This window comes from Microbulbifer sp. CnH-101-G, assembly GCF_052466775.1.
On record NZ_CP174292.1, the window covers coordinates 3,688,029 to 3,710,000 of the forward strand.

The 21,972-nt window shown below is 51.0% G+C and carries 19 protein-coding genes and 2 rRNA genes (1 of these 21 cut by a window edge); 6 read left to right on the forward strand and 15 right to left on the reverse strand.

What is annotated here, in order from left to right; all coding sequences use genetic code 11:
• The first annotated feature begins 403 nt into the window (after nucleotides 1-403).
• Nucleotides 404-2,425 carry a glycosyl hydrolase family 18 protein gene (locus tag ACJJID_RS16300; RefSeq protein WP_444920391.1) on the forward strand — a complete coding sequence of 674 codons (2,022 nt, stop codon included), beginning with the start codon at nucleotides 404-406 and terminating at the stop codon, nucleotides 2,423-2,425.
• 143 nt (nucleotides 2,426-2,568) lie between these two features.
• Here ACJJID_RS16300 and ACJJID_RS16305 read toward each other — a convergent pair whose 3' ends face one another.
• Nucleotides 2,569-3,129 (reverse strand): hypothetical protein, encoded by a 561-nt coding sequence (locus ACJJID_RS16305; RefSeq protein WP_444920392.1) that lies wholly within the window; start codon nucleotides 3,127-3,129, stop codon nucleotides 2,569-2,571.
• A 77-nt stretch (nucleotides 3,130-3,206) separates the two neighbouring features.
• Between ACJJID_RS16305 and ACJJID_RS16310 the strand changes: the two genes are divergently transcribed.
• Nucleotides 3,207-3,527: a hypothetical protein gene (locus tag ACJJID_RS16310; RefSeq protein WP_444920393.1), complete on the forward strand. Its 321-nt coding sequence runs from the start codon at nucleotides 3,207-3,209 to the stop codon at nucleotides 3,525-3,527.
• Nucleotides 3,528-3,544: 17 nt separating this feature from the next.
• On the opposite strand, the gene ACJJID_RS16315 is transcribed toward ACJJID_RS16310, so the two are convergent.
• The 3 genes from ACJJID_RS16315 to ACJJID_RS16325 all read right to left on the reverse strand — a co-directional run bounded on the left by ACJJID_RS16315 (nucleotide 3,545) and on the right by ACJJID_RS16325 (nucleotide 5,949).
• Nucleotides 3,545-4,171, reverse strand: coding sequence for a class I SAM-dependent methyltransferase (locus tag ACJJID_RS16315; RefSeq protein ID WP_444920394.1), 627 nt, complete (start codon nucleotides 4,169-4,171; stop codon nucleotides 3,545-3,547).
• Between the two features lie 79 nt (nucleotides 4,172-4,250).
• Nucleotides 4,251-5,225, reverse strand: a complete 975-nt coding sequence (locus tag ACJJID_RS16320; RefSeq protein WP_444920395.1) for a phenylacetaldoxime dehydratase family protein — start codon at nucleotides 5,223-5,225, stop codon at nucleotides 4,251-4,253.
• A 205-nt stretch (nucleotides 5,226-5,430) separates the two neighbouring features.
• Entirely contained in the window at nucleotides 5,431-5,949 is a 519-nt protein-coding gene (locus ACJJID_RS16325; RefSeq protein ID WP_444920396.1) for a macro domain-containing protein, read from the reverse strand.
• Nucleotides 5,950-6,116: 167 nt separating this feature from the next.
• Here ACJJID_RS16325 and ACJJID_RS16330 point away from each other — a divergent pair, with 167 nt between their 5' ends.
• Nucleotides 6,117-7,193, forward strand: coding sequence for a diguanylate cyclase (locus ACJJID_RS16330; RefSeq protein ID WP_444920397.1), 1,077 nt, complete (start codon nucleotides 6,117-6,119; stop codon nucleotides 7,191-7,193).
• 1 nt (nucleotide 7,194) lies between these two features.
• Here ACJJID_RS16330 and ACJJID_RS16335 read toward each other — a convergent pair whose 3' ends face one another.
• The 8 genes from ACJJID_RS16335 to ACJJID_RS16370 form a co-directional block, all read right to left on the reverse strand.
• Nucleotides 7,195-7,965 carry a VIT1/CCC1 transporter family protein gene (locus ACJJID_RS16335; RefSeq protein WP_444920398.1) on the reverse strand — a complete coding sequence of 257 codons (771 nt, stop codon included), beginning with the start codon at nucleotides 7,963-7,965 and terminating at the stop codon, nucleotides 7,195-7,197.
• A 155-nt stretch (nucleotides 7,966-8,120) separates the two neighbouring features.
• Nucleotides 8,121-8,900, reverse strand: a complete 780-nt coding sequence (locus ACJJID_RS16340) for a hypothetical protein (protein WP_444920399.1) — start codon at nucleotides 8,898-8,900, stop codon at nucleotides 8,121-8,123.
• A gap of 13 nt (nucleotides 8,901-8,913) precedes the next feature.
• A complete protein-coding gene (locus tag ACJJID_RS16345; RefSeq protein ID WP_444920400.1) occupies nucleotides 8,914-9,534 on the reverse strand; it encodes a hypothetical protein in 621 nt (206 codons plus the stop codon).
• Nucleotides 9,535-9,614: 80 nt separating this feature from the next.
• Complete coding sequence (locus ACJJID_RS16350) at nucleotides 9,615-11,507, reverse strand: DUF885 domain-containing protein (RefSeq protein WP_444920401.1); 1,893 nt, start codon at nucleotides 11,505-11,507, stop codon at nucleotides 9,615-9,617.
• Between the two features lie 131 nt (nucleotides 11,508-11,638).
• The gene (locus ACJJID_RS16355) at nucleotides 11,639-12,520 is read right to left on the reverse strand and encodes a mechanosensitive ion channel family protein (protein ID WP_444920402.1); all 882 of its coding nucleotides are present in this window, start codon (nucleotides 12,518-12,520) and stop codon (nucleotides 11,639-11,641) included.
• A 101-nt stretch (nucleotides 12,521-12,621) separates the two neighbouring features.
• The gene (locus ACJJID_RS16360) at nucleotides 12,622-13,215 is read right to left on the reverse strand and encodes a DNA-3-methyladenine glycosylase I (RefSeq protein WP_444920403.1); all 594 of its coding nucleotides are present in this window, start codon (nucleotides 13,213-13,215) and stop codon (nucleotides 12,622-12,624) included.
• Between the two features lie 181 nt (nucleotides 13,216-13,396).
• Entirely contained in the window at nucleotides 13,397-14,386 is a 990-nt protein-coding gene (locus ACJJID_RS16365; RefSeq protein WP_444920404.1) for an SDR family oxidoreductase, read from the reverse strand.
• A 225-nt stretch (nucleotides 14,387-14,611) separates the two neighbouring features.
• Entirely contained in the window at nucleotides 14,612-16,720 is a 2,109-nt protein-coding gene (locus ACJJID_RS16370; protein WP_444920405.1) for a prolyl oligopeptidase family serine peptidase, read from the reverse strand.
• Between the two features lie 86 nt (nucleotides 16,721-16,806).
• Between ACJJID_RS16370 and dtd the strand changes: the two genes are divergently transcribed.
• Complete coding sequence (gene dtd / locus ACJJID_RS16375; protein ID WP_444920406.1) at nucleotides 16,807-17,244, forward strand: D-aminoacyl-tRNA deacylase; 438 nt, start codon at nucleotides 16,807-16,809, stop codon at nucleotides 17,242-17,244.
• Nucleotides 17,245-17,372: 128 nt separating this feature from the next.
• Nucleotides 17,373-17,894 (forward strand): GNAT family N-acetyltransferase, encoded by a 522-nt coding sequence (locus tag ACJJID_RS16380; RefSeq protein WP_444920407.1) that lies wholly within the window; start codon nucleotides 17,373-17,375, stop codon nucleotides 17,892-17,894.
• A gap of 33 nt (nucleotides 17,895-17,927) precedes the next feature.
• Here ACJJID_RS16380 and ACJJID_RS16385 read toward each other — a convergent pair whose 3' ends face one another.
• Nucleotides 17,928-18,926: a YVTN family beta-propeller repeat protein gene (locus tag ACJJID_RS16385; RefSeq protein WP_444920408.1), complete on the reverse strand. Its 999-nt coding sequence runs from the start codon at nucleotides 18,924-18,926 to the stop codon at nucleotides 17,928-17,930.
• A 571-nt stretch (nucleotides 18,927-19,497) separates the two neighbouring features.
• Here ACJJID_RS16385 and ACJJID_RS16390 point away from each other — a divergent pair.
• A complete protein-coding gene (locus ACJJID_RS16390; RefSeq protein ID WP_444920409.1) occupies nucleotides 19,498-19,749 on the forward strand; it encodes a hypothetical protein in 252 nt (83 codons plus the stop codon).
• Nucleotides 19,750-19,751: 2 nt separating this feature from the next.
• On the opposite strand, the gene rrf is transcribed toward ACJJID_RS16390, so the two are convergent.
• Together rrf and ACJJID_RS16400 are read right to left on the reverse strand one after the other, a co-directional pair.
• Nucleotides 19,752-19,867: ribosomal RNA gene (gene rrf / locus ACJJID_RS16395) — 5S ribosomal RNA — on the reverse strand.
• Between the two features lie 204 nt (nucleotides 19,868-20,071).
• A 23S ribosomal RNA gene (locus ACJJID_RS16400) occupies nucleotides 20,072-21,972 on the reverse strand (it continues 981 nt past the right edge of the window).

Genomic DNA, 21,972 nt, shown 5'->3' on the forward strand with positions numbered 1-21,972 from the left:
GGCAAATAGCGTTTATCGCCATTTATTTTTTGAAAGCGCTAACAGCCACACATAGAAAGCTGCCTCTAGGTATCACCTGGACCAATACTATTTTTATTTTTTTGGCCAAAATCATAAAAATTAATTCTTAAATATATCCAAGAATTCGACCATCATCACCAGGCATTTACTACATAAACGCCAGGGCGACAGAAACAGATTTTATCCTGCAAAAAGTCATTTACATCTTTATTCTTTCACTTTTCTTGCACAATTTACCGAGAATAACGCTCTATTTATAACGTTTTTCTCAGTTTCAAACGGAACTTTTACCTCCCCAATTTCTTCCAATTTGCTCAACGATAAAGTTCAGTTCTATAACACTAAATTTCATCATAATTAAGGCCCATGGGAGGTCACTGTAATGTTTTCTTTCCTGCAATCTCAGGATCGAACAGGGATGTTAGTGGGGTGCCGCAATGAGCGCGGATTTGGATTAAAAAAAGTAGCAACACTTGCCGCAGCACTCGTGTTGAGTGCTAATGTCAGCGCTCAGGAGACCAAACGTGTTTCGGCCTATTGGGCCGACTGGGAGTATTGGGCCGACTCCTCCTTCACCCACGATAACGTGGATTTTTCCAAACTAACCCATGTGCAATACGCCTTTGCCTGGAATGATGAAGAGGGCACCATCTACTTCACAGATCCCTATGTCTTCTACGGAATGGGGGCTCAATCCTTCTCCGGCGGCGCCGGCAATGGTCCGGTCAAATGCTCGCCGCCGTTCTGGCATCCCTACAGCCAGTACGATGCAAGCAAGCAGGACGCGGTTTGCCAAAGCTGGAACGATCACGAATCCGGTTTCGTAAAGTCAGTACACGACGATGGCGCCAAGGCGATTCTCTCCGTAGGTGGTTGGACTCTCTCCCATAAAGTCTCTGAGATGATGGAGAGCGCCAGCACCCGTGCGGCCTTTATCGAAAATGCGGTAACCCTGCTAACCGACTGGGATTTCGATGGTCTCGACCTCGACTTCGAATATCCGGGCTATGCGCCCAATGGCGGACGCTCCATCGACAAAGACAACTTCACCACACTGCTGAAGGAGCTGCGTGCGCGCTTCGATGAAGTCGAAGCCGAGACCGGCAAGCGCTTGGAGCTAACCGCCGCCGTTGCTTGCGGCCCATCGATTGCACAAGAGGGCTACGATTTTGCCGAGGTCGGCGCAACACTCGACTACGTCAACCTGATGACCTACGACTTCGGTGGCGACTGGGACTCGGTAGCTCAGCATACTTCTCCGCTGTACCCCTATGCCGGCCAGGTCAACGAAGGCTTCGACGCGGACAGCTGTCGCAACATGTGGATGACCGAAGGCAATATTCCGTCCGAGAAAATCATCCTGGGTATGTCTCACTACGGCCGCAGCGTCGCCAGCGCCACCGCGATCGGTGAAGCTGCAGCGGGGCAGGATGTCGCTCACTGGGGCTCCGACACCGAAACGCGCTACTACCAAATCGTCGAAAAGATGCAAAATGATTCATCCTTCCAGACGGCATACGATCCGGAGGCGGTAACTCACTATGGGTGGTTCCCGGATGGCGGTTTCATTTCCTTCGAGGACACCACCTCAATCGCCGAGCGCTCCCGTTACGTGATCGAGCAAGACCTGGGCGGTGTAATGATCTGGCAACTCCGGGGCGGCATGCTGCGCGAGAATAACCAATACCAGTATCCACTTCTGGATGCGGCGCTAGAGGTCTTCGGACAAGGCGGATCGAGCTCTGGGGATGATGGCAACGGAGACACTGGAAGTACTGGCGACACGGGTGACACTGGAAATACCGGTGATACCGGGGATACTGGAAATACCGGGGATACTGGAAATACCGGGGACACCGGAGATACGGGTGACACCGGCGATAGCGGCAACACAGGAAATACTGGAGACACTGGCGATAGCGGCAGCACTGGAAGCTCTGCCTGCGAAGCGTTTGAACAGCCCTATGCTGGCGATCCAGGCTATGCGGTCGGTGATGTTGTTGTCTTCGAGGGTGTCGCCTACGAATCCACTCATGCGCCAAACTGGTGGTCTCCGAGTGCGGCACCATCGTTGTGGAGTGAAACTACCTGTCAAACAGGCGGCGACAACTCTGACAACGGCTCCGATACAGGGTCTGACGACAGCACCGACACCGGCTCCGATAATGGCTCTGATGACAGCACCGATAGCGGTGCCGATGACAGCTCGGATGACAACACCAATGGCGACGAAGGTTCAGCAGCCTCCTGCCCCGAGTTCCAACAGCCCTACGCGGGTGACGCCGGCTATGAAGTTGGTGATCGGGTGACTTTTGAAGGCCAGGTGTACGTCTCTACCTTCGGACCCAACTGGTGGTCCCCGGCCGCAGCACCGCAGTATTGGGAAGCGAGCTCCTGTCAGTAAATATCTTTAAGATTTTACTTTTCCAGGAAATAAAAGGGCCTTCGGGTCCTTTTATTTTTTACATATAATATTCAGGCCTTTTTTCTTAGCCCTCCCTTTTCAACCCTCAACTTCCAATCCTTTTCTTCTCCGCACTCAATTGTCTAGGCGCCGTTAGCCCAAATTTTCAGCCAATCACGGTAATGCCTGTAAGCCTCAGGATTAAAATTTTCAGAACAACTATTCATAAATCCATGCGAAAACCGTGTTTTATGTAAAGTCACCATCGGCATGGCGGAGAGTTGGCGAGAGAAATCCAAGACATTAAAAGAAGGTTCTCTTACTGCAAGAAAAAAATCTACACCTCTCTGCTTTGGCCTCTCATTGAGAAAATCACGAACTCTTGAACCATAGAAACAAGCCGTTTTATTAATTGTTCCAGCAGTAATTCTACAAGCTAACAACCAAGCTACCGTTGCCCCTACACTGAATCCCAGCAAATTACAACTATAATGCTGCTCTTGAATATAACTACTTACAAAAGCATAGTACTTTTCCATGCCGCATTCATTGATAAAATATTTATAAGCATCTCCCTCACTCTCAAAGTTCTTCTCACTGCCGGAGTATGGGTCCAGGATTATGTAATCCTTAAAAGTTCGCAAGTAAAGGACGCTCAAAGCTTCTGTCCGTCCCCAAATGTCAGAAACAACAATTACCTTCATTAACATTTATACCTTATAGTTTTTACAACTTCCGAAGTAGCCAACTTCCCGACAACAATAAATCAAAACTGACCCCCATGAAGATACTTAAATTTAACAAAAGCACCAAAGAATCACAGGTACTCGCTATTCACTATGCCAAAAAACTCGAAAATCACCTCCTTCTAGAGTTTGTATCATCCAGAAAAGGAATAGAGTCCTCTGAGGAAGCCACTTTAATAGCCCTGGGATTTTGGGATATGACCGACTTGTCAATTGAAGACCATACCAGCAATAAATCTATTGAAGGCATTGACAATATCGAGTTCTGGATGCAGAAAATTTTTAACAAAGTGTACGGTTATATGGTTAAAAATGGTTACAAAACCCAGTGGCAAGAAATATCTAACAAGAGATAATCGATCATCAGAGTCACTTAAACTGACTTAATCGCCAGCCATCCAAATTTGCTACAGGGTATAATTTCAGCTCCAGGAATCAGCCTGGAAATTTGTACCCTGCTGTAATGAGAGGACTCCACACCTTTGTCTGTGAGAATTGACTTCTCTGATACCCGTTTAATACCAAAGCCAATTTTCTGGTAAAACTCTACCCTTTCTTCAATAGATTGTTCTGAGAAAACGCTGACAATCAATTTTCCGTTATGCTGGCATACACTCCGCATAACCTCGATAACTTTACTTGCGGGGTTAATATTGCCAATCGTGTTGTACATGGATATGGCAATAGAGTATCTACTTTCAGAGGTATAAGTCTTCGCATCGGCAAGTAGAAACTGGAGATTGCTTATTCCCAGACTGAGGTTTCGTGCACTCTTAATATGCCCAGGATCATTATCTATACCCAAGCCGAATAGAAGGCGATCCTTCAAAAGCCTGAGATGACGACCATTACCACAGCCAAAGTCAATTAGGGTCGACCCTTTTAAAACCAGATTCTTTAGAATGCAGTTCTCTTCATCGAGATATTCACCAAGACCGGAGTATTGATAAACCTTGCGAATTATGTCGTCTATTTCGTATGGAACTGTTTTAAATTCCATAACGCATTACACTAAATAATTTATATGTGCGTATTCTATGGTACCAAGCACACCATTTTAATTCTTATATAGATCTTTTTTAGCTAAGGAAACGTCGCAATCCTGTTTCTGGGTGGCATTCATGATAGAGAGCCCATCCCTGTCCATGGGGCACTACGGCCACTTCGTGGCTCAATAAAAGCTGCATCCCAGGAGCAAAGCGACTCGCATATTGCTGCGCGGCGGCATAGATAGCTTTATGGGTGGAGTGATGATGTACCCAGTTTTCCAGATCTGCCAGGGAGGCAAACCAGGCGATAGTTTCCGTATCCGGCCGACCCAAACCCGGTTGATCATCATTTAAAAGGCGCGCGCTAAGGCAACGCGATGCTATTGGTTTTTCCTGCAAGTAGCGTACTCCCTGCTCATACTCAGAGCACAGGGATTCCCGATAGGCATTTCGCTCAGCGAGGCTAGCTGCCGAATAGCCCTGAACCGTACGAATCATGCACAAATTTTCGGGCAGGGGTATTTCTTTATCCGCCCGCTCTCGAGTCGCTATTGGCTGCAGGTCTTGCAATTGACCAAGAAGCCCATCATTTTCCGCGGCGCTAATTCTGTCTCGCATTGCGCCCCAGTAGGCATGATCATGCTGTTCACAGATATCAAAATGTCGGAATATTCCCCAGTCAGCTGCAGGCGTAGAGGAGGAAACTTCAAAATGCGAGCGCGGAGCGGCTAGCGCCTCATACCAAAAACCCGACTTGCCCCGAATAAATTCCTGTACTTCTTTAGAGCCCTCCCTCAGCCATTGCCCCATTGACTCCTGATTATTCCAGTAGGCAACTGCGATATCGTTATATGCGCCCTGAGTATCGATATGACCCGCTCGCTCAAAGTGCAGTAGACCTTTGGCGTTGGATAAAGACCGGGCCAACAACCGAAACAGTGATTCGTCACGCTGACCATTCGCAAACTGTAAGGCAACTTGGCATTGGACATACCAAGTGCTAGGCGGAAGATCTAACTCCCAGGCGGGATAAGGCGGTGTGAAATTGTCTGGACACTTTTTCAAAACTCTTTCCCCTTCGCCCTATATTCCTCACTCCTCACCCTTTACCCCTCTCTCTATCCCTCTTTCTACTCCTCCCTCTCGTTTATGCCTCTCTCGCCGTTAATACTTTTATTATGTGGTTTAAAACCTTTGGCCACATTTAAAGGTCTGTGAAGAGATTTAAGTTGTCCTAGAAGTAATTAGTTCGATCGTACAATTTTGATTCTTACACTGTGAAAAAACGTCGCTCTATCCGCTTCCACTCTCCAAGGGCGGCGGGGGAATGCAGGCAAACAGTGAGTTGATCAAACTCCGTGGTATGTTCATTAAGCACTTCCAGGGCTTGATGTGCAGCAATGCTATGGGGAAACCGGTTGGTACCCGCGCCCAGTGCGGGAAAGAGAATGCACTTCAGCCCCCGCTCCTTCGCCAAGCGCAGCACACTCTCATAGCAACGCCTTAGCTGACCAATTGCCAGGGCTCCCCATTGATCACCGCTACTCCACTGAGGGGTTACCGTGTGCAATAGGTAGTCCACCGACAAGTGGTAAGCGTTAGTTAACCGCGCCTCACCAACAGCACACTCCGGCTGTTTGTCGCATTGGGTCGCAAGCTCAGTTCCACCCTGGGCATAGACCTGGGCCGAGAGGCCGCGCCCACGGATCAGATGTTTGTGTGCGGGGCACACCAGCGCATCACCGCGTAACTTCAGGATATTGCCCCAAGTCAGATGAATTTGTGTCACGGCTTCTCAGTTCTAACGTTTGCTTTACAGATACTGTAGCTCGCGGCTTTGGTCGCCGGGCGAATCCTCCTATACTCGGCGCTACTTCACTCCGCCGCTGAAAAGGGTGACAGGTATGGTGCTCACCACCGGCGGAAGTTGCAGTCTGTACAGCAACAGAGACGACTATGAACTCAGGGTATAAAAAGCATAACCCCTCTCTGAACACGCCCGTGGAAGAGTTGGAGCGCATCGATCTACGCCGCCGCATCATGGCCTCTTCCTACATGTTAATTTTTGCCATGGCGGTAACCGGTGCCATGGCGGTGATAGCCCTGAGCGCCACCGATATTCTGCAGGCCACGACCCTCTCCGCCGCTGCAGTAGTGATTCTCTGCGCCTATGTCACCATTAATGTGATGGGCCCGAGCCAAAAAACGCCGCTGCTGGTCGGCATTCTTTTGCTGGTGCTCTACTTTTATCTGCTCTTATCCGGTGGAGTTAACAATACTGGCCTGATGTGGGCGGTGATGTTGGTCCCTGGATTTATCAATCTGTACGGCTATAAGACCGGCACAGTCGCACTTATCGCCATCGGCCTGGTTACCGCTATGGCGCTTTTCTACCCGGATTTTCCCGGCCTCAAAGCAGAATACGATACCGCCTATCGCGCACGTTTTATTGCGGTATTTGGCGCACTCACTGCGCTCACCGCATTACTCGATAGCAGCCGCCACCATACCCAGGAGTTACTCGAGCGCCTGACCGGCGAACTGGAAAAAAGTGCTTCCACCGATGCCCTCACCGGGCTGGCGAATCGTCGCGAGGCCTACCGGGCAATCCACGATATGGAGCGGCGCAACAAAGAACTGCAGGGCCAGTATGTGATATTGATTGGCGACCTGGATAACTTCAAAGGTATTAACGATACCTACGGGCACGGCTTTGGTGACCGCATACTGAAGGACGTAGCCAAAATCCTAAAAGAAAACACCCGCACGGAAGATATTGTCGCCCGCTGGGGTGGAGAAGAATTTCTGTTGCTATTGCCAAATACCGATGTGCGCGGTGGCAGCGTGCTGGCAGAAAAACTACGCCGCAAGGTAGAGGCCCTAAGCCGCCGTTACGTACAGCCGGTGAAAGTTTCAATCAGCTTTGGCGTAGTGGAGGGCAGCGGCAACCCCCACAATCAACTGTTAGCGGAAGCAGACAGGCGCATGTACCAGGCAAAAAATAGCGGCCGCAACCGGGTGGTGGCAGCCTAAATCAGTTAATAACGTCGCGCAGGAAGAAGCCAACGGCGAGTGCCAGTGCGGCGGCGCCACCACCAAACACCAGGGTTTTGAGCCCCGCCATCCAAACCCTTTGGGAAAATACCATCCCCTTGCACAGGCCGATGGCGAAGAAGGTAAAAGCCGCCAGAATAACGCTGCTGTAAAACTGTTGCGACGAATTGAGTGGTGGAAGCAGATAGGGCAACAGCGGCACAGTACCGATGCCGATAAATGCAAAAAAAGTCACCAGGGCGCTGCCCATAGGTTTGCGTGTTATGCGGCCGATTCCGTACTCTTCTGCCAGCATGGTCTCTATCCACAACTGGCGGTTTGCGGTAATGGTGGCAACAATCTCATCCAGCACCTGTCCGCGAAACCCCTTGCGTTGGAATATTTGGCGAATCTCCTCTCGTTCCCCCTCGGGTACCAACTCGATATGCTCGCGTTCGATACGCGTCGCCGCTGCAGCCTGTTCACGCTCCACGCTGACGGCCTCGTAATTACTCACCGCCATGCTGAAGCCATCCGCAATCAGGTTGGCGAACCCCATCACCAACACCACCGACTCAGAGAAACCCGCACCGAAGGCGCCGGCCACAATGGCAAAGGTGGTGACGCAGCCATCAATGGCTCCGAGAACAAAATCGGAGACGCGCTGGGATCTGGGCTCACGCCCCAGACGCGCGTGGATGCGCTCCGGGCGATGCTCCTCAAGCAAGGCGCGCCGGGATAATGTCTCGCCCTCTTTATCCGTATCTTTCATTCCGCGGACCCGGTAATAGGATACAGAAACAGTGCAGGGCCAAGGTTCGTGACGGAGCTATAAAAGCCGAGTTGCCGAGCGACTTCATAGCACCCGATGAACTCAGAACCCTTTGCCGTATTTCCGCACATTGCCTTGGCCTCAATCAGCCCGGTTTATTTCACGATAAAACTACCCCTGTCGACACCGGTATTTCCGGTTTTTGCGTCATAAGCGTAAACCAGTATTTCATAGACGCCGGGTAAATCTGTGGCAAAGGGCGCACTGAAGGTATTCATAGTGTCCTGTATTTTCAGCGGTACTGTGGCAAATTCACGCCCATCTTTTTTTATCAGGGCGGTGACTTCGACCTTGCTGCCATCCCACAGGCCGCCATCGGTGAAAGGACAGCCGCACATCATCACCACATTGGCGCGAATCTCAAAAGGGCTCTTATCCAAACCGGTGTAGAAGTGCGTCTGCGGGCTGAGTAGGTCCACCACCATACCGGGGATTTCTACAATCAAACCCTCACCGCTGATGGGCTTACCCGGCACCAGCCAAGTCTGAGTCTGTGCCACTACGCGAGCCTGCTTCTTAATATAGGGCGCCAGTACTTCAACGGTGAGAAACACCGGCTCGCTGATATCCAGGTTAGCGGAGAATTTAGCGGCCCCCTCGGCGATAGGCACATAGCGCTCTTGCGGGGTTTTCATAATCGTCCCTGTATCGCCGGTACTCCCCTGGGTAAGGCCCTGAGCGAGAATTTTCCCGGTATCTGCCGCACGGATAATGACCATGGCACCCCCAATTGAGGAACCGATAAACTTGGCGTCCTTGGCTTTGGCGCGCACGGTGATCTCTGTAGTTGTTGCTTGGGCAGTTGTATTGGCCCATAGCGGTGCAGCAGCTATCTGAGCAATAAAAACACAGAGAAATATGGCTATTTTTTTCATTTAAATTCCTTATCTAAATCACAAAAAAGATTATATAAGCCCCAAAAAAGAAAACGCACCAAATCACAGCACCAAAGAATAACCAGAGACAATTCAATAGTGTGAATTTTTTATTGGCCCCTCCTTTCTCATCTCCACAAGCAATATTTGCGGCCATTTGCGCAGAGAGTAATGGCAATGCAATTACCGGCACCATGATCACACTAATAAAATCCAGAATCGTCAATTCCTCAGAAACCGAGGACAAGCGATCACTAAAATAACTGAGTAGGACAGCCACGATATAAATAATGGCCATCACTTTTGGCCGCCATTTGTAAGGCCTTTCAGCCTCTTCGAGACGAGCCTGGATAGTGATAAACAGAGGGTAGGCAAAAAACACAGAAAATATCGCGCGCATTACTGGTAGCATGTTTTCACCACTAGCACGCTTATATTCTTTCCAGTGACGGTAAAACCAATAAATAGAATAAATACCGAAAGTGCCAAAATATAACACCAGAAATTTGGCCTTCGTCACCACATAAAATTCTGCCCCTCCGGCAGAATCATTTTCCAGATTGGCCTCTGGAGCACTATAGATGTTGCTATCCATTTTGGTCCTCAAACAAAGCTGAGAAAACCCCATTAACAATTTTTTAATTGTTGGACTGAAAATACGCCCATTAAAAAAGCCGGGCAGTGCCCGGCTTTTTTTCAGCAGTTAGGCTGGTTTTAAGCGCTCTTAACAGAGTCGACCCAAGCAGCCACTCGGCTCTCCAGAACCGGTACCGGCAGGGCGCCACCGCCAAGCACGGTATCGTGGAAGCCGCGGATATCAAATTTATCGCCCAGCTGCTCCTCGGCCTGCTTGCGCAGCTCCTGAATCTTCAGCATCCCGATCTTGTAGGCGGTAGCCTGACCCGGCCACACCAGATAGCGGCGTACTTCGGAGCGCACGGCTGTTTCGGGAATCGCAGAGTTTTCCAGGAAGTATTCTACCGCCTGCTCCTCGCTCCAACCCTTGGCGTGCATGCCGGTGTCCACTACCAAGCGGATGGCGCGCCACATTTCTGCGGTCAGATGGCCAAACAGGTTGTAGGGGTCCTCGAATGCACCCATCTCCTTAGCCAGTTTCTCAGAGTACAGGGCCCAGCCTTCTACATATACGGTGAAGTGCGCCTGGGTACGAAACTGTGGGATATCCTCCAGTTCCTGGGCGATGGAAATCTGCATATGGTGGCCGGGGTTGCCCTCGTGGTAAGCCACAGTTTCCATATCGGTAGTGGAGTAGGCGCTCATGTCAGACAGGTGCGCATAGTAGATACCCGGACGGGAACCATCCGGGGTGCCCGGATAATAGTGCTGGGCGCCACCATCCTGCTCGCGGAAGGATTCTACGCGCTTAACCACCAGCTCGGCCTTCGGCAATAGACCGAAGTATTCCGGCAGCTTCTTGGTAATATTGTCGAGGAAAGCCGTGGAGTCATCCAGGTAGCCCTGGCGGCCTTCGTCGGTGTTGGGGTAGTAGAACTGGCCGTCTTCGCGGATAAAGGTGAAGAACTCCTGCAGGTTGCCCTCAAAGCCAACCTTTTCCTTGATGGTCTCCATTTCACTGCGGATACGCGCCACTTCCTTGAGACCGATATTGTGGATCTCATCAGCGGTCAGGCTGGTAGTGGTGGTATTTGCCAGGCGCTGGTTGTAGTAGGCCATACCATTCGGCAGGCTGCTGGCGCCCTGAGGCTCTGCAGAGGCCTTCTGTACATCTTTCTTCAACCAGGCAATCAGGTTCTGATAAGCGGGCAGGAACTCGGTTTCCAGAGCCTTGCGCGCGTCAGCGGTCAGCTTATCGGCCTGTTTCTGATCGATCTTGCCAGCTTCCACTAGCTCAGCGATTTTGCCTTTCGCACCAGCCCACAGGGGGGCGTCCTCACCATCGGTGAAAGGAGCACCGTCGATCAGCTTGCTGGACTGCTCAATCGCGCCCTCATAGGCAAAGCGCGGCGGACGAATGCCTTTTTTGGCAGACTTCTCGGCGCGCTCGCGCAGCTGATTGATAGCGCGGGAGATACCGCCGATACGAGTGATATACGCCTGCATATCCTCGATATTGTCTACCTTGTGGAAATTCAGCAGGAAGTTTGGCAGCTGTGACTGCACACCACCCATCTGCTCGAAGATATAGCCGTGGTTCTTGAAGGGCTCGGCGGCTTTGGCCTGCTCAAACTGGTAAACCCAGATATCGTAGGAAGTTTTCCCTTCCTGGCTGAGCTTGTCGTAGTCGAAGTTCTTTTTGAGCTCGGCAACAGTCTTTTCCTGCCAGGCCAGTTGGCGCGCCTCTGCGGCTTCGCTCATATCGTCGATCTGGTCGTACTGCTCTTTGCGGCCGAGATAGGACAACTGCATGGGGCTGAACTGCAGCTGCTCTTCGTAACGCGCATCCAGCCACTCGGTCAGGCGCTTGGTCTCTGCCACCGCATCTACGGCGACAGGGGCCTCGGCAACGGCACTTTGAGCTTTGTCGGCATTCGCTCCTGCCTGAGCGCTCTTATCGCCCTGACAGCCCGCAAGGATAGCGACAGCCAGCAGGCTGGGGATCAAAGGGTTGTTCAGCTTAATCGGCATTTTCCTATCTCGGTCAAAAGTTGTACAAAAAAACGCCGCTAACTTTGACACGAAATCTTAGAACTGTCGATTCGAGCTCCTCCAAACGCTATATCTATGCGTCGAGCCGAGGGGCTGGGGGGAATTTCACCTCAGCTGGCGGGACTGCCGGGGTCCTGTGTTATAGCCTTTGACTGGGCAGGAGAGTCCTGCCCGGATCGCGCCGCGGGCTCCTGCACTATGTGCAGTTCCCGCTGGGGAAAGGGAATCGTCAGGCCCGCAGCCTCCAGCGCGGGTTTCAGGCGCTTCATTAGAGTCCAATAGACATCCCAATACTCAACGGTCGAAGTCCATGCGCGCAGGTGCAGGTTGACCGCGCTATCTCCCAGGGCGCGAACCGCATAGTTGGGTTGCGGCTCTGTGAGGATACGCGGCTCATCGGCTACCAGCCGGTGCAATACCTCCATGCCTATCTCGATATCATCCCCGTAGGCAATGCTCGCCACTATTTCGATGCGGCGGGTCTGATTGTGACTGTAATTGGTGAGTGTCTGCCCCCAAATGGCGCTGTTCGGCGCAGTGATACGCAGGCCATCGCTGGTATCCAGCGCGGTGGTAAAAAGACCCACCTGGCGCACCGTACCCATAGTCTGGCCGAACTGAATCACATCGCCGACACGGAAAGGACGCAAGCTCAGCAGAATAAAACCGGCCGCAATGTTTTGCAGGGTGTCCTTCAAAGCCAGTCCCAACGCCAGACCGGTGGCACCCAGCAGGGCGATCAGACTCGTGGTATTGATCCCAAACACATCCAGGACCACCAGCGCCCCGATAATATAAATGGCCCAGGTGGCAATATTGCGCAATACCGGCACCAGGGTTGCATCGAGCCGTCCGGTTAATCGGCCTATGGCACGCCTCGCCAGGTGAGCCACCCCCAGAGTCACCGCTATAACCAGAAGCGCGGACGCCAGCCGCAAAAATCCAACCGTGAATAAGGGCCAATAATTATCGACAATAGCTTCCAGGCTCATGGCGGCCTCCTATTAAATAGCCAATGCGTCAATGGCGAATGCGTTGAGAACGCAGAGAATACAGGCTGGAAATTGTTTACCCCTAAACGGATATGCTCTTTTTAGAGTAACCCAGCTGCCTCGGCTTCATCCAGGCAGCGCTGGCGAGCGGGGCATGTATGCAAATGGTCGTTAACCATACCTGTCGCCTGCATATGGGCATACATGATGGTAGAGCCAACAAAACTAAAACCGGCTTTTTTAAGCGCCTTGCTCATCGCATCCGACTCGGCTGTGCTGGCCGGTACCTGCTTGAGAGAGCGGGGGCGGTTTACTATGACCTTACCGTCGGTAAACTGCCAGAGAAAGTCAGAGAGTGATTGCCCCTTTTCCCGCAGGGCCAAAGTTGCGCGGGCATTTTTGACCGCGGACTCCACCTTGAGGCGATTGCGAATAATTCCCGGATCCTGCAATAATTTTTCTATTTTACGCGGCGTATAGCGCGCAATTTTTTCCGCATCGAAATTATCGAAAAGGCGGCGATAGTTTTCCCGCTTATTTAATACGGTTATCCATGACAACCCCGCCTGGGCCCCCTCCAACAACAGAAATTCAAATAGGGTGGCCTCATCGATTACCGGGCGGCCCCACTCCTCGTCGTGGTATCTTTGATACAGCGGGGTGGACAGGCACCAGCCACAGCGCTTCTCTTCCATAATCGGCTCCTAAAGCTCACTTTCCTTAATTTCACAAAATGGCTGCGCTCGGCAAGAAACCGAACGCCGTCAACTAAAAAGGAGATGGTTGAGCGCTATTGCGCCCCGGAAAAGAAATAGTGCTGGATCAATTGCAGAACCAGCAATAGAGAAATCAGGATAAAAATAATATTACTGCGATTCACTTTATCTCCAATAAATTTTGCTCTACCAACCAGTCGCGACATTCGCACAACATGGTATCCAGTTCCACCTTTGATTGATAACCGAGTTCCCGCTCGGCCTTGGCACTACTGGCCACGACCCGGCGCGTAACCAGAGTGGCCTTCTCCGGGGTAATTATCGGTTCCTTCCCACTCATCCGCGACCAGACATCGGAAAACCAGGCGATAGACTGAATAACGAAGGCCGGGGTTGTATGCCTGGGCACAGGCTTGTGCAATAACTCGGCAATTTTTCCAAAAAATTCCAGGAAACTGGCGTCGGTGCCGGCGAGAATATAATTCTCTCCACAACGACCCTTCTCTACCGCATCGATATGCGCTCGCGCCACCGCACCCGCGTGACAAAAAGAACCCCAGCCCGGCGGCACACCCGGCAGTTGGTTTTTATCGATCAGAAAAAACGTCTGTGCCCAACTGCTGGTATCGAATTTTCCCACGATTGCACAGGGGTTGAGAAATACCGCATCCAACCCCTTGTCGATCTCTTTTCGTACCGCGATTTCCTCTCGCTTTTTGGTATATAGATAGTGATGGCGAGGATCATCCGCGCGCTTTTCACTCTCTTCGGTGATCGTATCCTGATGATAGCCGTAGGCGGAAATTGAGCTGGTCACAATCATGCGGCCAACATTTTTTTCTCTCGCGACCAGTGCAATATTCGCCGCGCCCTCGACATTATCCTTCCATTGCTGAGCATTGCCACCGCGCCACATACTGGTGTTGGCCGCCATATGGAAAAGAGCATCGACATCGTTCGGAATAGCCGCGCGCAGTGAGTCAGGGTCGTGCAGTGAGGCCTCAACCAGATCTGCTCCCATGGAGCGCAGCCTGTCGGTTTTAGAGGTCTTGCGGTGCATGGCGGTTACGTGCCAGCCATCGGCTTTCAGTTGCTCGATCAGATTGGACCCGAGGAAACCACTTCCTCCGGTTACAAATGCATGTTTCATAGATCCACCGGATGATTATTATTTGTTATTCATACCCAGTGATAGCCTCCACCAAGACTTCCGCTCCCCGGTAGGGCAAACCGCAGGCAGTACTACAGTTTCGGCAGAGTGGGCTGCGCACCAACATTAATGATGAAACAGCCCTTAATTAAAGCCAATCTGAGAGTATTCACCGGGAGCCTTTAATTGCCCCCGGTATCCCATAAATTGGTTTAATTCGCGAGGCTACTCGATTTTCATGCCCAGCTGGTAGGCGAGGAAGCTCCACTGGTTGGCAAAGTCTTCCACCTGCATCCACACTGGCTTGCCAGCACCATGGCCTGCCCGTGTCTCCACCGCAAGCCATACCGGCTTGTCACAGGCCTGATCCCGCTGCAGGGCGGCGGCAAACTTGTAGCTGTGCCAGGGCACCACACGGTCATCGCGGTCGGCGGTGGTGATCAGGGTAGCCGGGTAGCAAGTGCCCTCGCGGGTATTGTGTACCGGAGAGTAAGCGTGCAACGCCTTAAATTCCTCACGGTTTTCACTCAGGCCGTAGTCACTAGACCACTGGCGCGCGTTGGCGGAAGCGGTGTGGTAGCGCAGCATGTCGAGCACGCCCACCACCGGCAGTGCCGCGGCAAACAAGTCCGGACGCTGCACCAGGGTCGCGCCTGCGAGTAATCCGCCATTGGAGCGCCCACTGATACCCAGCTTCTCCGGAGAGGTAACTTTCTCCTCGATCAGCCACTCGGCAGCGGCGATAAAGTCATCGAAGACATTCTGCTTTTGAGTCTTGGTGCCCGCCTGATGCCAGGCATTACCGTACTCACTGCCACCGCGCAGGTTGGCCAGTGCCAGGGTGCCCCCCATATCCAACCAGCCCACGAAACGATTGTAGAAGCGCGGCAGCTGGGCAGAATTAAATCCACCATATCCATACAACAGCGTGGGGTTGGAGCCATCGCGCTTCATACCCTTCTTATGCACCAGGAACAAAGGCACACGGGTACCGTCCTTGCTCTTGTAGAAGTGCTGGCTCACAGTCAGGTCGGAAAAGTCCGCCGCGTATTTTGGCTGTTTAAATAATTTGGTTTCACCGGTCTGCACATTCAGGTGATAGATACTCGGCGGGGTAATGAAATTGGAAAAAGAATAAAAGGTCTCCACCTCATCCGGCTCACCGTAAAAGCCCTTCACAGAACCCACGCCGGGCAATTTCAGCTCGTACTGCTTCTTACCATTGGTATCGGTTACCAGGACCCGCGACTTGGCATCTTTCAAGTAGTGCAGCACGAACCGGTCGCCAATATAGCTGGCACTCTGCAGGGCGCTGTCTGCCTGCGGCACCAGATCACGCCAGTGTTTGCGCTGCGGCTTCGCCAGGTCAATAGCGATTACCCGGCCCAGCGGCGCACCCGCACTGGTCTCGAAGAAGAAGGTACTGCCCTTATTACCGAGAAACTGATAGAGGCCATCCCAGTCATCCAGCAGCTTGATGACCTTGCCGCTATCATTGCGCAGATCGCGGTAGTAGAAGCCGTTGGAGTCGTATCCATCGAAAATGCTGAACAGCAGATAATTACCATCATCGCTCACCTCGGCATCGGGGTTGCGGGTGGGATGGTCGGTAATGCGGTATACCAATTGGTCGCGCTCCTGGGGGTCTCCCAGGCGATGGAAATAGACCGCTACCTGCTTGCTATCATCGGCACCGCCATCCTTGTTGAACGGGTAGCGGCTGTAATAGAAGCCCGATTCGTCCGGTGCCCAGCTGGCATCACTAAACTTGATGCCGGTGAGTTGCTCTTCCAGGTCCTTGCCGGTCTTTAGGTTGCGAATGCGATAGTCTGTCCAGTCAGTGCCGCCATCGGAGATACCGTAGGCTAGGTAACGTCCCTTGGGACTGACCTTGAGTCTTTTGGCAGCGATGGTGCCGTCCTCACTCAGACTGCGCGGGTCCAGCATGGGCTTACCTTCCTGGGCAAGCTCCCCGGTGCGATAGAAAATATTCTGGTCCCAGTCACCGTTGTTGTAGTCGTAGTAGTAACTATCGCCTTTCTTATAGGGCACGCCATAGCGCTCGTAGCGCCATAGCTCCGTAAGGCGATCGTTGATCTTCTGCCAACCTGGCAAGTCCTTCAGGCGTGGTAACGCATGCTTGTTTTGTGCCTTGACCCACTCTTTCACCTCCTCGCTAGACATATCCTCCATCCAGCGATAGGGGTCGGATACCTCGACACCGAAGTATTCATCCACATGCTCAATGGACTGACTCTTTGGGTAAGTCTCCACCGCCTGCACACCGGCTGTGGCCAGGGCCCCAGCCAGAAGTGCCATTAACTGTTTCTTCATACGGTATTCTCGGTTTCTCTGCATGAATCAGTCCGCTAATCTAGGCGATTTACTGGCAGGGTTCCAGAGAGACAGAGAGGTCTGAGATGAAAGGATTAATCCAACGGGTCAGCCACGCCCGCGTAGAGGTGGCCGGCCAGTCGGTGGGGGCTATTGAGCACGGCATACTCTTGCTGTTGGGAGTGGAGTCTAAAGACAACCGTGAAAGCGCAGACAAATTACTACATAAGGTGTTGAATTATCGGATTTTTCCCGATGAAAACGGCCGTATGAACCATAACGTGCAACAAGCCGGCGGTGGGCTTCTTGTCGTGAGCCAGTTTACCCTGGTAGCTGAAACAGAACGCGGCCTTCGTCCCAGTTTTAGCCGAGGCGCCAGCCCACAGCATGCCGAGGGCCTGTACGATTATTTTCTTGAGCGCGCTAATGCCCAATTTACACCGGTAGCCAGCGGAATCTTCGCCGCAGATATGCAAGTGTCTCTTCTCAATGACGGCCCGGTTACCTTTCTGCTGGAAACCTAAAGTCCTTAAGAGTTTCATTCGCTAAGTCTGAAGTGCCGGGGCAAATCCTCGTAAACTTATTAAGTAAAAACTGCATTTTTATAACATCGTCTCACTTGAGAGATTCCACCACCAAGGAGAAAAACCGCATGCGGTTAACGGTAACAGAAGATATTTATCTGGAATTTCTACAGGAGAAAGATTCCCAGGAGCTTTTTGATCTAATAGAAGATAACCGCCCACTTTTGGAAAAATATTTGTACTGGGCAAAGTCAGTACAGGATATGGAGTCGACCAAACAATATATTTGCCAGCGTATTTATAGTAAACACAATGGCTCTGCCTGGTACAAGATCATTTTTAATGACCAACTCTCTGGAATAATCGGTGTCAAAGAAATTGATCAGAAAAACAAGAGTGCCGAAATTGGCTACTGGCTATCGGCTCACTGCCAGGGCAAAGGTGTAATGGCGAAAGTTGTGGCGAGGATTTGCGAAGAACTAAAAAGACAAGCTGGTGTAGCCCAGATAAAAATACACTGCCTTTCTGAAAATACCGCTAGCATTGCGGTTGCAAGACGGGCCGGTGGAATCCACAGTAGTACCATCCCCGCATACCTTACGATCGATGGAAAGTCCCAGGATCTAATGATCTACACCGTCGCCCTCTAACAACATCCACCATTAAAATATATTATATAGAATTTACTCGGGCTGAATCGTTACCGGACTCCACTCCAAGCCATCAGCCCCCTGACCAGCCCTAAAAATTCTTTTGATTTCCCACTTGTCGGTATCTATTTCGACCACCTTCCCGTCTCTCTGTGATCCGGCATATAGAAACTTACCATCGGGAGTAAAGAGTAGTGAAGCCGGTTCCCGTGCAGCGGCAGTGCCTAAGTCAATACTCTTAAGCTCTTTGCGGGTTGCCGCATCGTAAATCACCACCCGGTTTCCCTGTAGATCCGCAACTGCAACCAGCTTCCCTTTGGGATGGAAACTTATGCGAATGGGAAGGTAACCAACATCAATGACATCCTTCTTTTTTAAACTAGCCGTGTCAAAGATGAAAATATTTTTTGAGCGATTATTACCTATCCATAGCTCTTTCCCATCGGGACTGACCCATACCGCCTCAGGACCATCACCGGCAGGCAGAGTCTTTTTTAAAGTCATAGTGTCCGTATCGATCACGCTGAAGGTATCCGAGCCACGGCTAGTGACGTAAGCGGTTTTATTATCTGGAGATAAAGCCAGTAGGTGACTACCTATCTGGTCCGTTGATACAGAACCGAGCACCTTGCCTGCGACAGTATCAACCTTAATCACATCATGAGTTTCTTCAGTGGTCACGATAAGGTCATCACCACTTCCCAGCCAAGCAATACCATGAGGGCCCATATGCGGGCTAATATCGATAATACTTAAGCGTTTGCCCGTAGCCACATCAAAGACATTTAACTCTTCGCCAACGTAGCCATCTTCCAAATAGGAAACCACCACAACCTTTGATTTATCTGGGGACAAAACAAGTTCGTGTGGAGAGCCACCAGTTTCCCTTCGCTTGATTTCCTTCCCATTTTCCAAATCAATAAAGCTGACTGTACCTTCATATTTGTTACCCACGATTAGGGTACTGGCAAATGTAAAACTACCCAGAAACAGGCTCAGGAGAATCAAGCTAGAAAGAATCGACCAGCGCATTAGAGCACCTCACCACTTGGTCCCAACTGCAAGTTATTCACATGGCACAACTATTTAGGCGCCTATGACCTGTCAGTATAGTTAAAAGTGCAAGACACCCTCTGGCCAGGGCCTAGAAACAGGCTCTGACTGTATAGTTTTATAAGCTCTAGTGTTATTTGAGCTAATTACTAACAGAATCCATGGATAGAGCTGTGTATAACTCCGGGATATCCACGCTCAGGCCCCTGTTTACGTGGGGCCCTTTTCAGCGGGTAAAAAAGCACCAGCCATTTATCCACTTTCCACAGGCTGGCTTTACTAACAGAAAGCCTGGATAGACTTGTGCATAACTGCGGTATATCCGCGCCAGGGCCCGTGGTTGCTCAGGCTCACCAAAACGTGCAAAAAATCACCGAACTTTTTATTGATATTTCTGGTCAGTTTTTTAGTGCAATGACTTTTTTGTACTGGATATCATTTTTTCATTTCGGAGGATTTTTTTGCGGTATGTGAGATGCGGATTAAATAACGTGGCGTATTTTTCTGTATTTCTTATTTTTTGCTTGACGTAAATATTGAGAAAAATGCTTTGTTTAAAGGGCTGGAAGCCGTTCGGACTTTTTCAGAGACTTTGTATTTTTCTGGGGTTTTTGTCGAGCTGGATTTTTCGGCGGAAGTATTGCGAGTAAAAATTCGGTTGGGGTTTGAACGGAGTTTTTATTTTTCTCCAGAGCACATTTTTCTTCCAACTCTTTTTTTATTTTCTGTTTTTATTATTTTTATTAACTATTTTTTCACACATAAAAAAAGGGCCACCCAATGGGTGGCCCTTTCGGATTAGAAGCCTGACGATGACCTACTCTCACATGGGGAGACCCCACACTACCATCGGCGATGTTGCGTTTCACTTCTGAGTTCGGCAAGGGATCAGGTGGTTCCACAACTCTATTGTCGTCAGGCAAACTGGCTTGGGTTGGCGTTGGTCTTATGGGCGTTTGCCCTGCGCTGCCGTTTGACTGTTCGTTTGCCACTGAGTTTTTCTCAGTTAACAATCAACCCAAATAATTCGGTGAAACAATCTGTAGTAATACACCGCAAGCGATTGTATGTCTCTAACTCACAATCCGCTAGCTTAGCTAGTCGTTAGTAACCATCTCTGTTGTATGGTCAAGCCGCACGGGCAATTAGTACTGGTTAGCTCAACGCCTCACAGCGCTTCCACATCCAGCCTATCAACGTGGTAGTCTTCCACGGCCCTTTAGGACTCTCAAGGAGTCAGGGAGATCTTATCTTGAAGGAGGCTTCCCGCTTAGATGCTTTCAGCGGTTATCCCGTCCGAACATAGCTACCCGGCAATGCCACTGGCGTGACAACCGGAACACCAGAGGTTCGTTCACTCCGGTCCTCTCGTACTAGGAGCAACTCTTCTCAAATCTCCAACGCCCACGGCAGATAGGGACCGAACTGTCTCACGACGTTCTAAACCCAGCTCGCGTACCACTTTAAATGGCGAACAGCCATACCCTTGGGACCGGCTTCAGCCCCAGGATGTGATGAGCCGACATCGAGGTGCCAAACACCGCCGTCGATGTGAACTCTTGGGCGGTATCAGCCTGTTATCCCCGGAGTACCTTTTATCCGTTGAGCGATGGCCCTTCCATACAGAACCACCGGATCACTATGACCTACTTTCGTACCTGCTCGTCATGTCTGACTCGCAGTCAAGCGCACTTATACCATTATGCTCATTGCATGATTTCCGACCATGCTGAGTGCACCTTCGTACTCCTCCGTTACTCTTTGGGAGGAGACCGCCCCAGTCAAACTACCCACCATACACTGTCCTCGATCCGGATAACGGACCAGAGTTAGAACCTCAAACATACCAGGGTGGTATTTCAAGGACGGCTCCACAGTAACTAGCGTTACTGCTTCAAAGCCTCCCACCTATCCTACACAAGTAGGCTCAAAGTTCAGTGCAAAGCTGTAGTAAAGGTTCACGGGGTCTTTCCGTCTAGCCGCGGGTACACTGCATCTTAACAGCGATTTCAATTTCACTGAGTCTCTGGTGGAGACAGCGTGGCCATCGTTACGCCATTCGTGCAGGTCGGAACTTACCCGACAAGGAATTTCGCTACCTTAGGACCGTTATAGTTACGGCCGCCGTTTACCGGGGCTTCGATCAAGAGCTTCGCCGAAGCTAACCCCATCAATTAACCTTCCGGCACCGGGCAGGCGTCACACCCTATACGTCCTCTTACGAGTTTGCAGAGTGCTATGTTTTTAATAAACAGTCGCAGCCACCTGGTCACTTCGACCGGCCTCAGCTTAGGGAGCAAGTCCCATCACCAAAACCGGCGTACCTTCTCCCGAAGTTACGGTACCATTTTGCCTAGTTCCTTCACCAGAGTTCTCTCAAGCGCCTTGGTATTCTCTACCTGACCACCTGTGTCGGTTTAGAGTACGATTCACTATTACCTGAAGCTTAGAAGTTTTTCCTGGAAGCAGGGCATCAACCACTTCACCCACTAAGTGGGCTTCGTCATCAGTTCTCAGCCTTAGGGACCCGGATTTGCCTAAGTCCCCAGCCTACAACCTTAAACATGGACAACCAATCGCCATGCTGGCCTAGCCTTCTCCGTCACTCCGTCGCAGTAATAGCGAGTACAGGAATATTAACCTGTTTCCCATCGACTACGGCTTTCGCCCTCGCCTTAGGGGTCGACTAACCCTGTCCCGATTAGCGTTGGACAGGAACCCTTGGTCTTCCGGCGGGGAGGTTTTTCACCTCCCTTGTCGTTACTCATGTCAGCATTCGCACTTGTGATACCTCCAGCAGACCTCCCGATCCACCTTCAACGGCTTACACAACGCTCCTCTACCATGCTCCTAAGAGCATCCGCAGCTTCGGTTACCAGTTTTAGCCCCGGTATATCTTCCGCGCAGGCCGACTCGACTAGTGAGCTATTACGCTTTCTTTAAAGGATGGCTGCTTCTAAGCCAACCTCCTAGCTGTCTGGGCCTTCCCACATCGTTTCCCACTTAACTGGTATTTGGGACCTTA

Bases quoted from the DNA above. Each gene is read 5' to 3' on its own strand.
- ACJJID_RS16300 (WP_444920391.1), top strand. From the start codon at position 404: ATGTTTTCTTTCCTGCAATCTCAGGATCGAACAGGGATGTTAGTGGGG.
- ACJJID_RS16305 (WP_444920392.1), bottom strand. From the start codon at position 3,129: ATGAAGGTAATTGTTGTTTCTGACATTTGGGGACGGACAGAAGCTTTG.
- ACJJID_RS16310 (WP_444920393.1), top strand. From the start codon at position 3,207: ATGAAGATACTTAAATTTAACAAAAGCACCAAAGAATCACAGGTACTC.
- ACJJID_RS16315 (WP_444920394.1), bottom strand. From the start codon at position 4,171: ATGGAATTTAAAACAGTTCCATACGAAATAGACGACATAATTCGCAAG.
- ACJJID_RS16330 (WP_444920397.1), top strand. From the start codon at position 6,117: ATGAACTCAGGGTATAAAAAGCATAACCCCTCTCTGAACACGCCCGTG.
- ACJJID_RS16335 (WP_444920398.1), bottom strand. From the start codon at position 7,965: ATGAAAGATACGGATAAAGAGGGCGAGACATTATCCCGGCGCGCCTTG.
- ACJJID_RS16340 (WP_444920399.1), bottom strand. From the start codon at position 8,900: ATGAAAAAAATAGCCATATTTCTCTGTGTTTTTATTGCTCAGATAGCT.
- ACJJID_RS16350 (WP_444920401.1), bottom strand. From the start codon at position 11,507: ATGCCGATTAAGCTGAACAACCCTTTGATCCCCAGCCTGCTGGCTGTC.
- ACJJID_RS16355 (WP_444920402.1), bottom strand. From the start codon at position 12,520: ATGAGCCTGGAAGCTATTGTCGATAATTATTGGCCCTTATTCACGGTT.
- ACJJID_RS16360 (WP_444920403.1), bottom strand. From the start codon at position 13,215: ATGGAAGAGAAGCGCTGTGGCTGGTGCCTGTCCACCCCGCTGTATCAA.
- ACJJID_RS16365 (WP_444920404.1), bottom strand. From the start codon at position 14,386: ATGAAACATGCATTTGTAACCGGAGGAAGTGGTTTCCTCGGGTCCAAT.
- ACJJID_RS16370 (WP_444920405.1), bottom strand. From the start codon at position 16,720: ATGAAGAAACAGTTAATGGCACTTCTGGCTGGGGCCCTGGCCACAGCC.
- dtd (WP_444920406.1), top strand. From the start codon at position 16,807: ATGAAAGGATTAATCCAACGGGTCAGCCACGCCCGCGTAGAGGTGGCC.
- ACJJID_RS16380 (WP_444920407.1), top strand. From the start codon at position 17,373: ATGCGGTTAACGGTAACAGAAGATATTTATCTGGAATTTCTACAGGAG.
- ACJJID_RS16385 (WP_444920408.1), bottom strand. From the start codon at position 18,926: ATGCGCTGGTCGATTCTTTCTAGCTTGATTCTCCTGAGCCTGTTTCTG.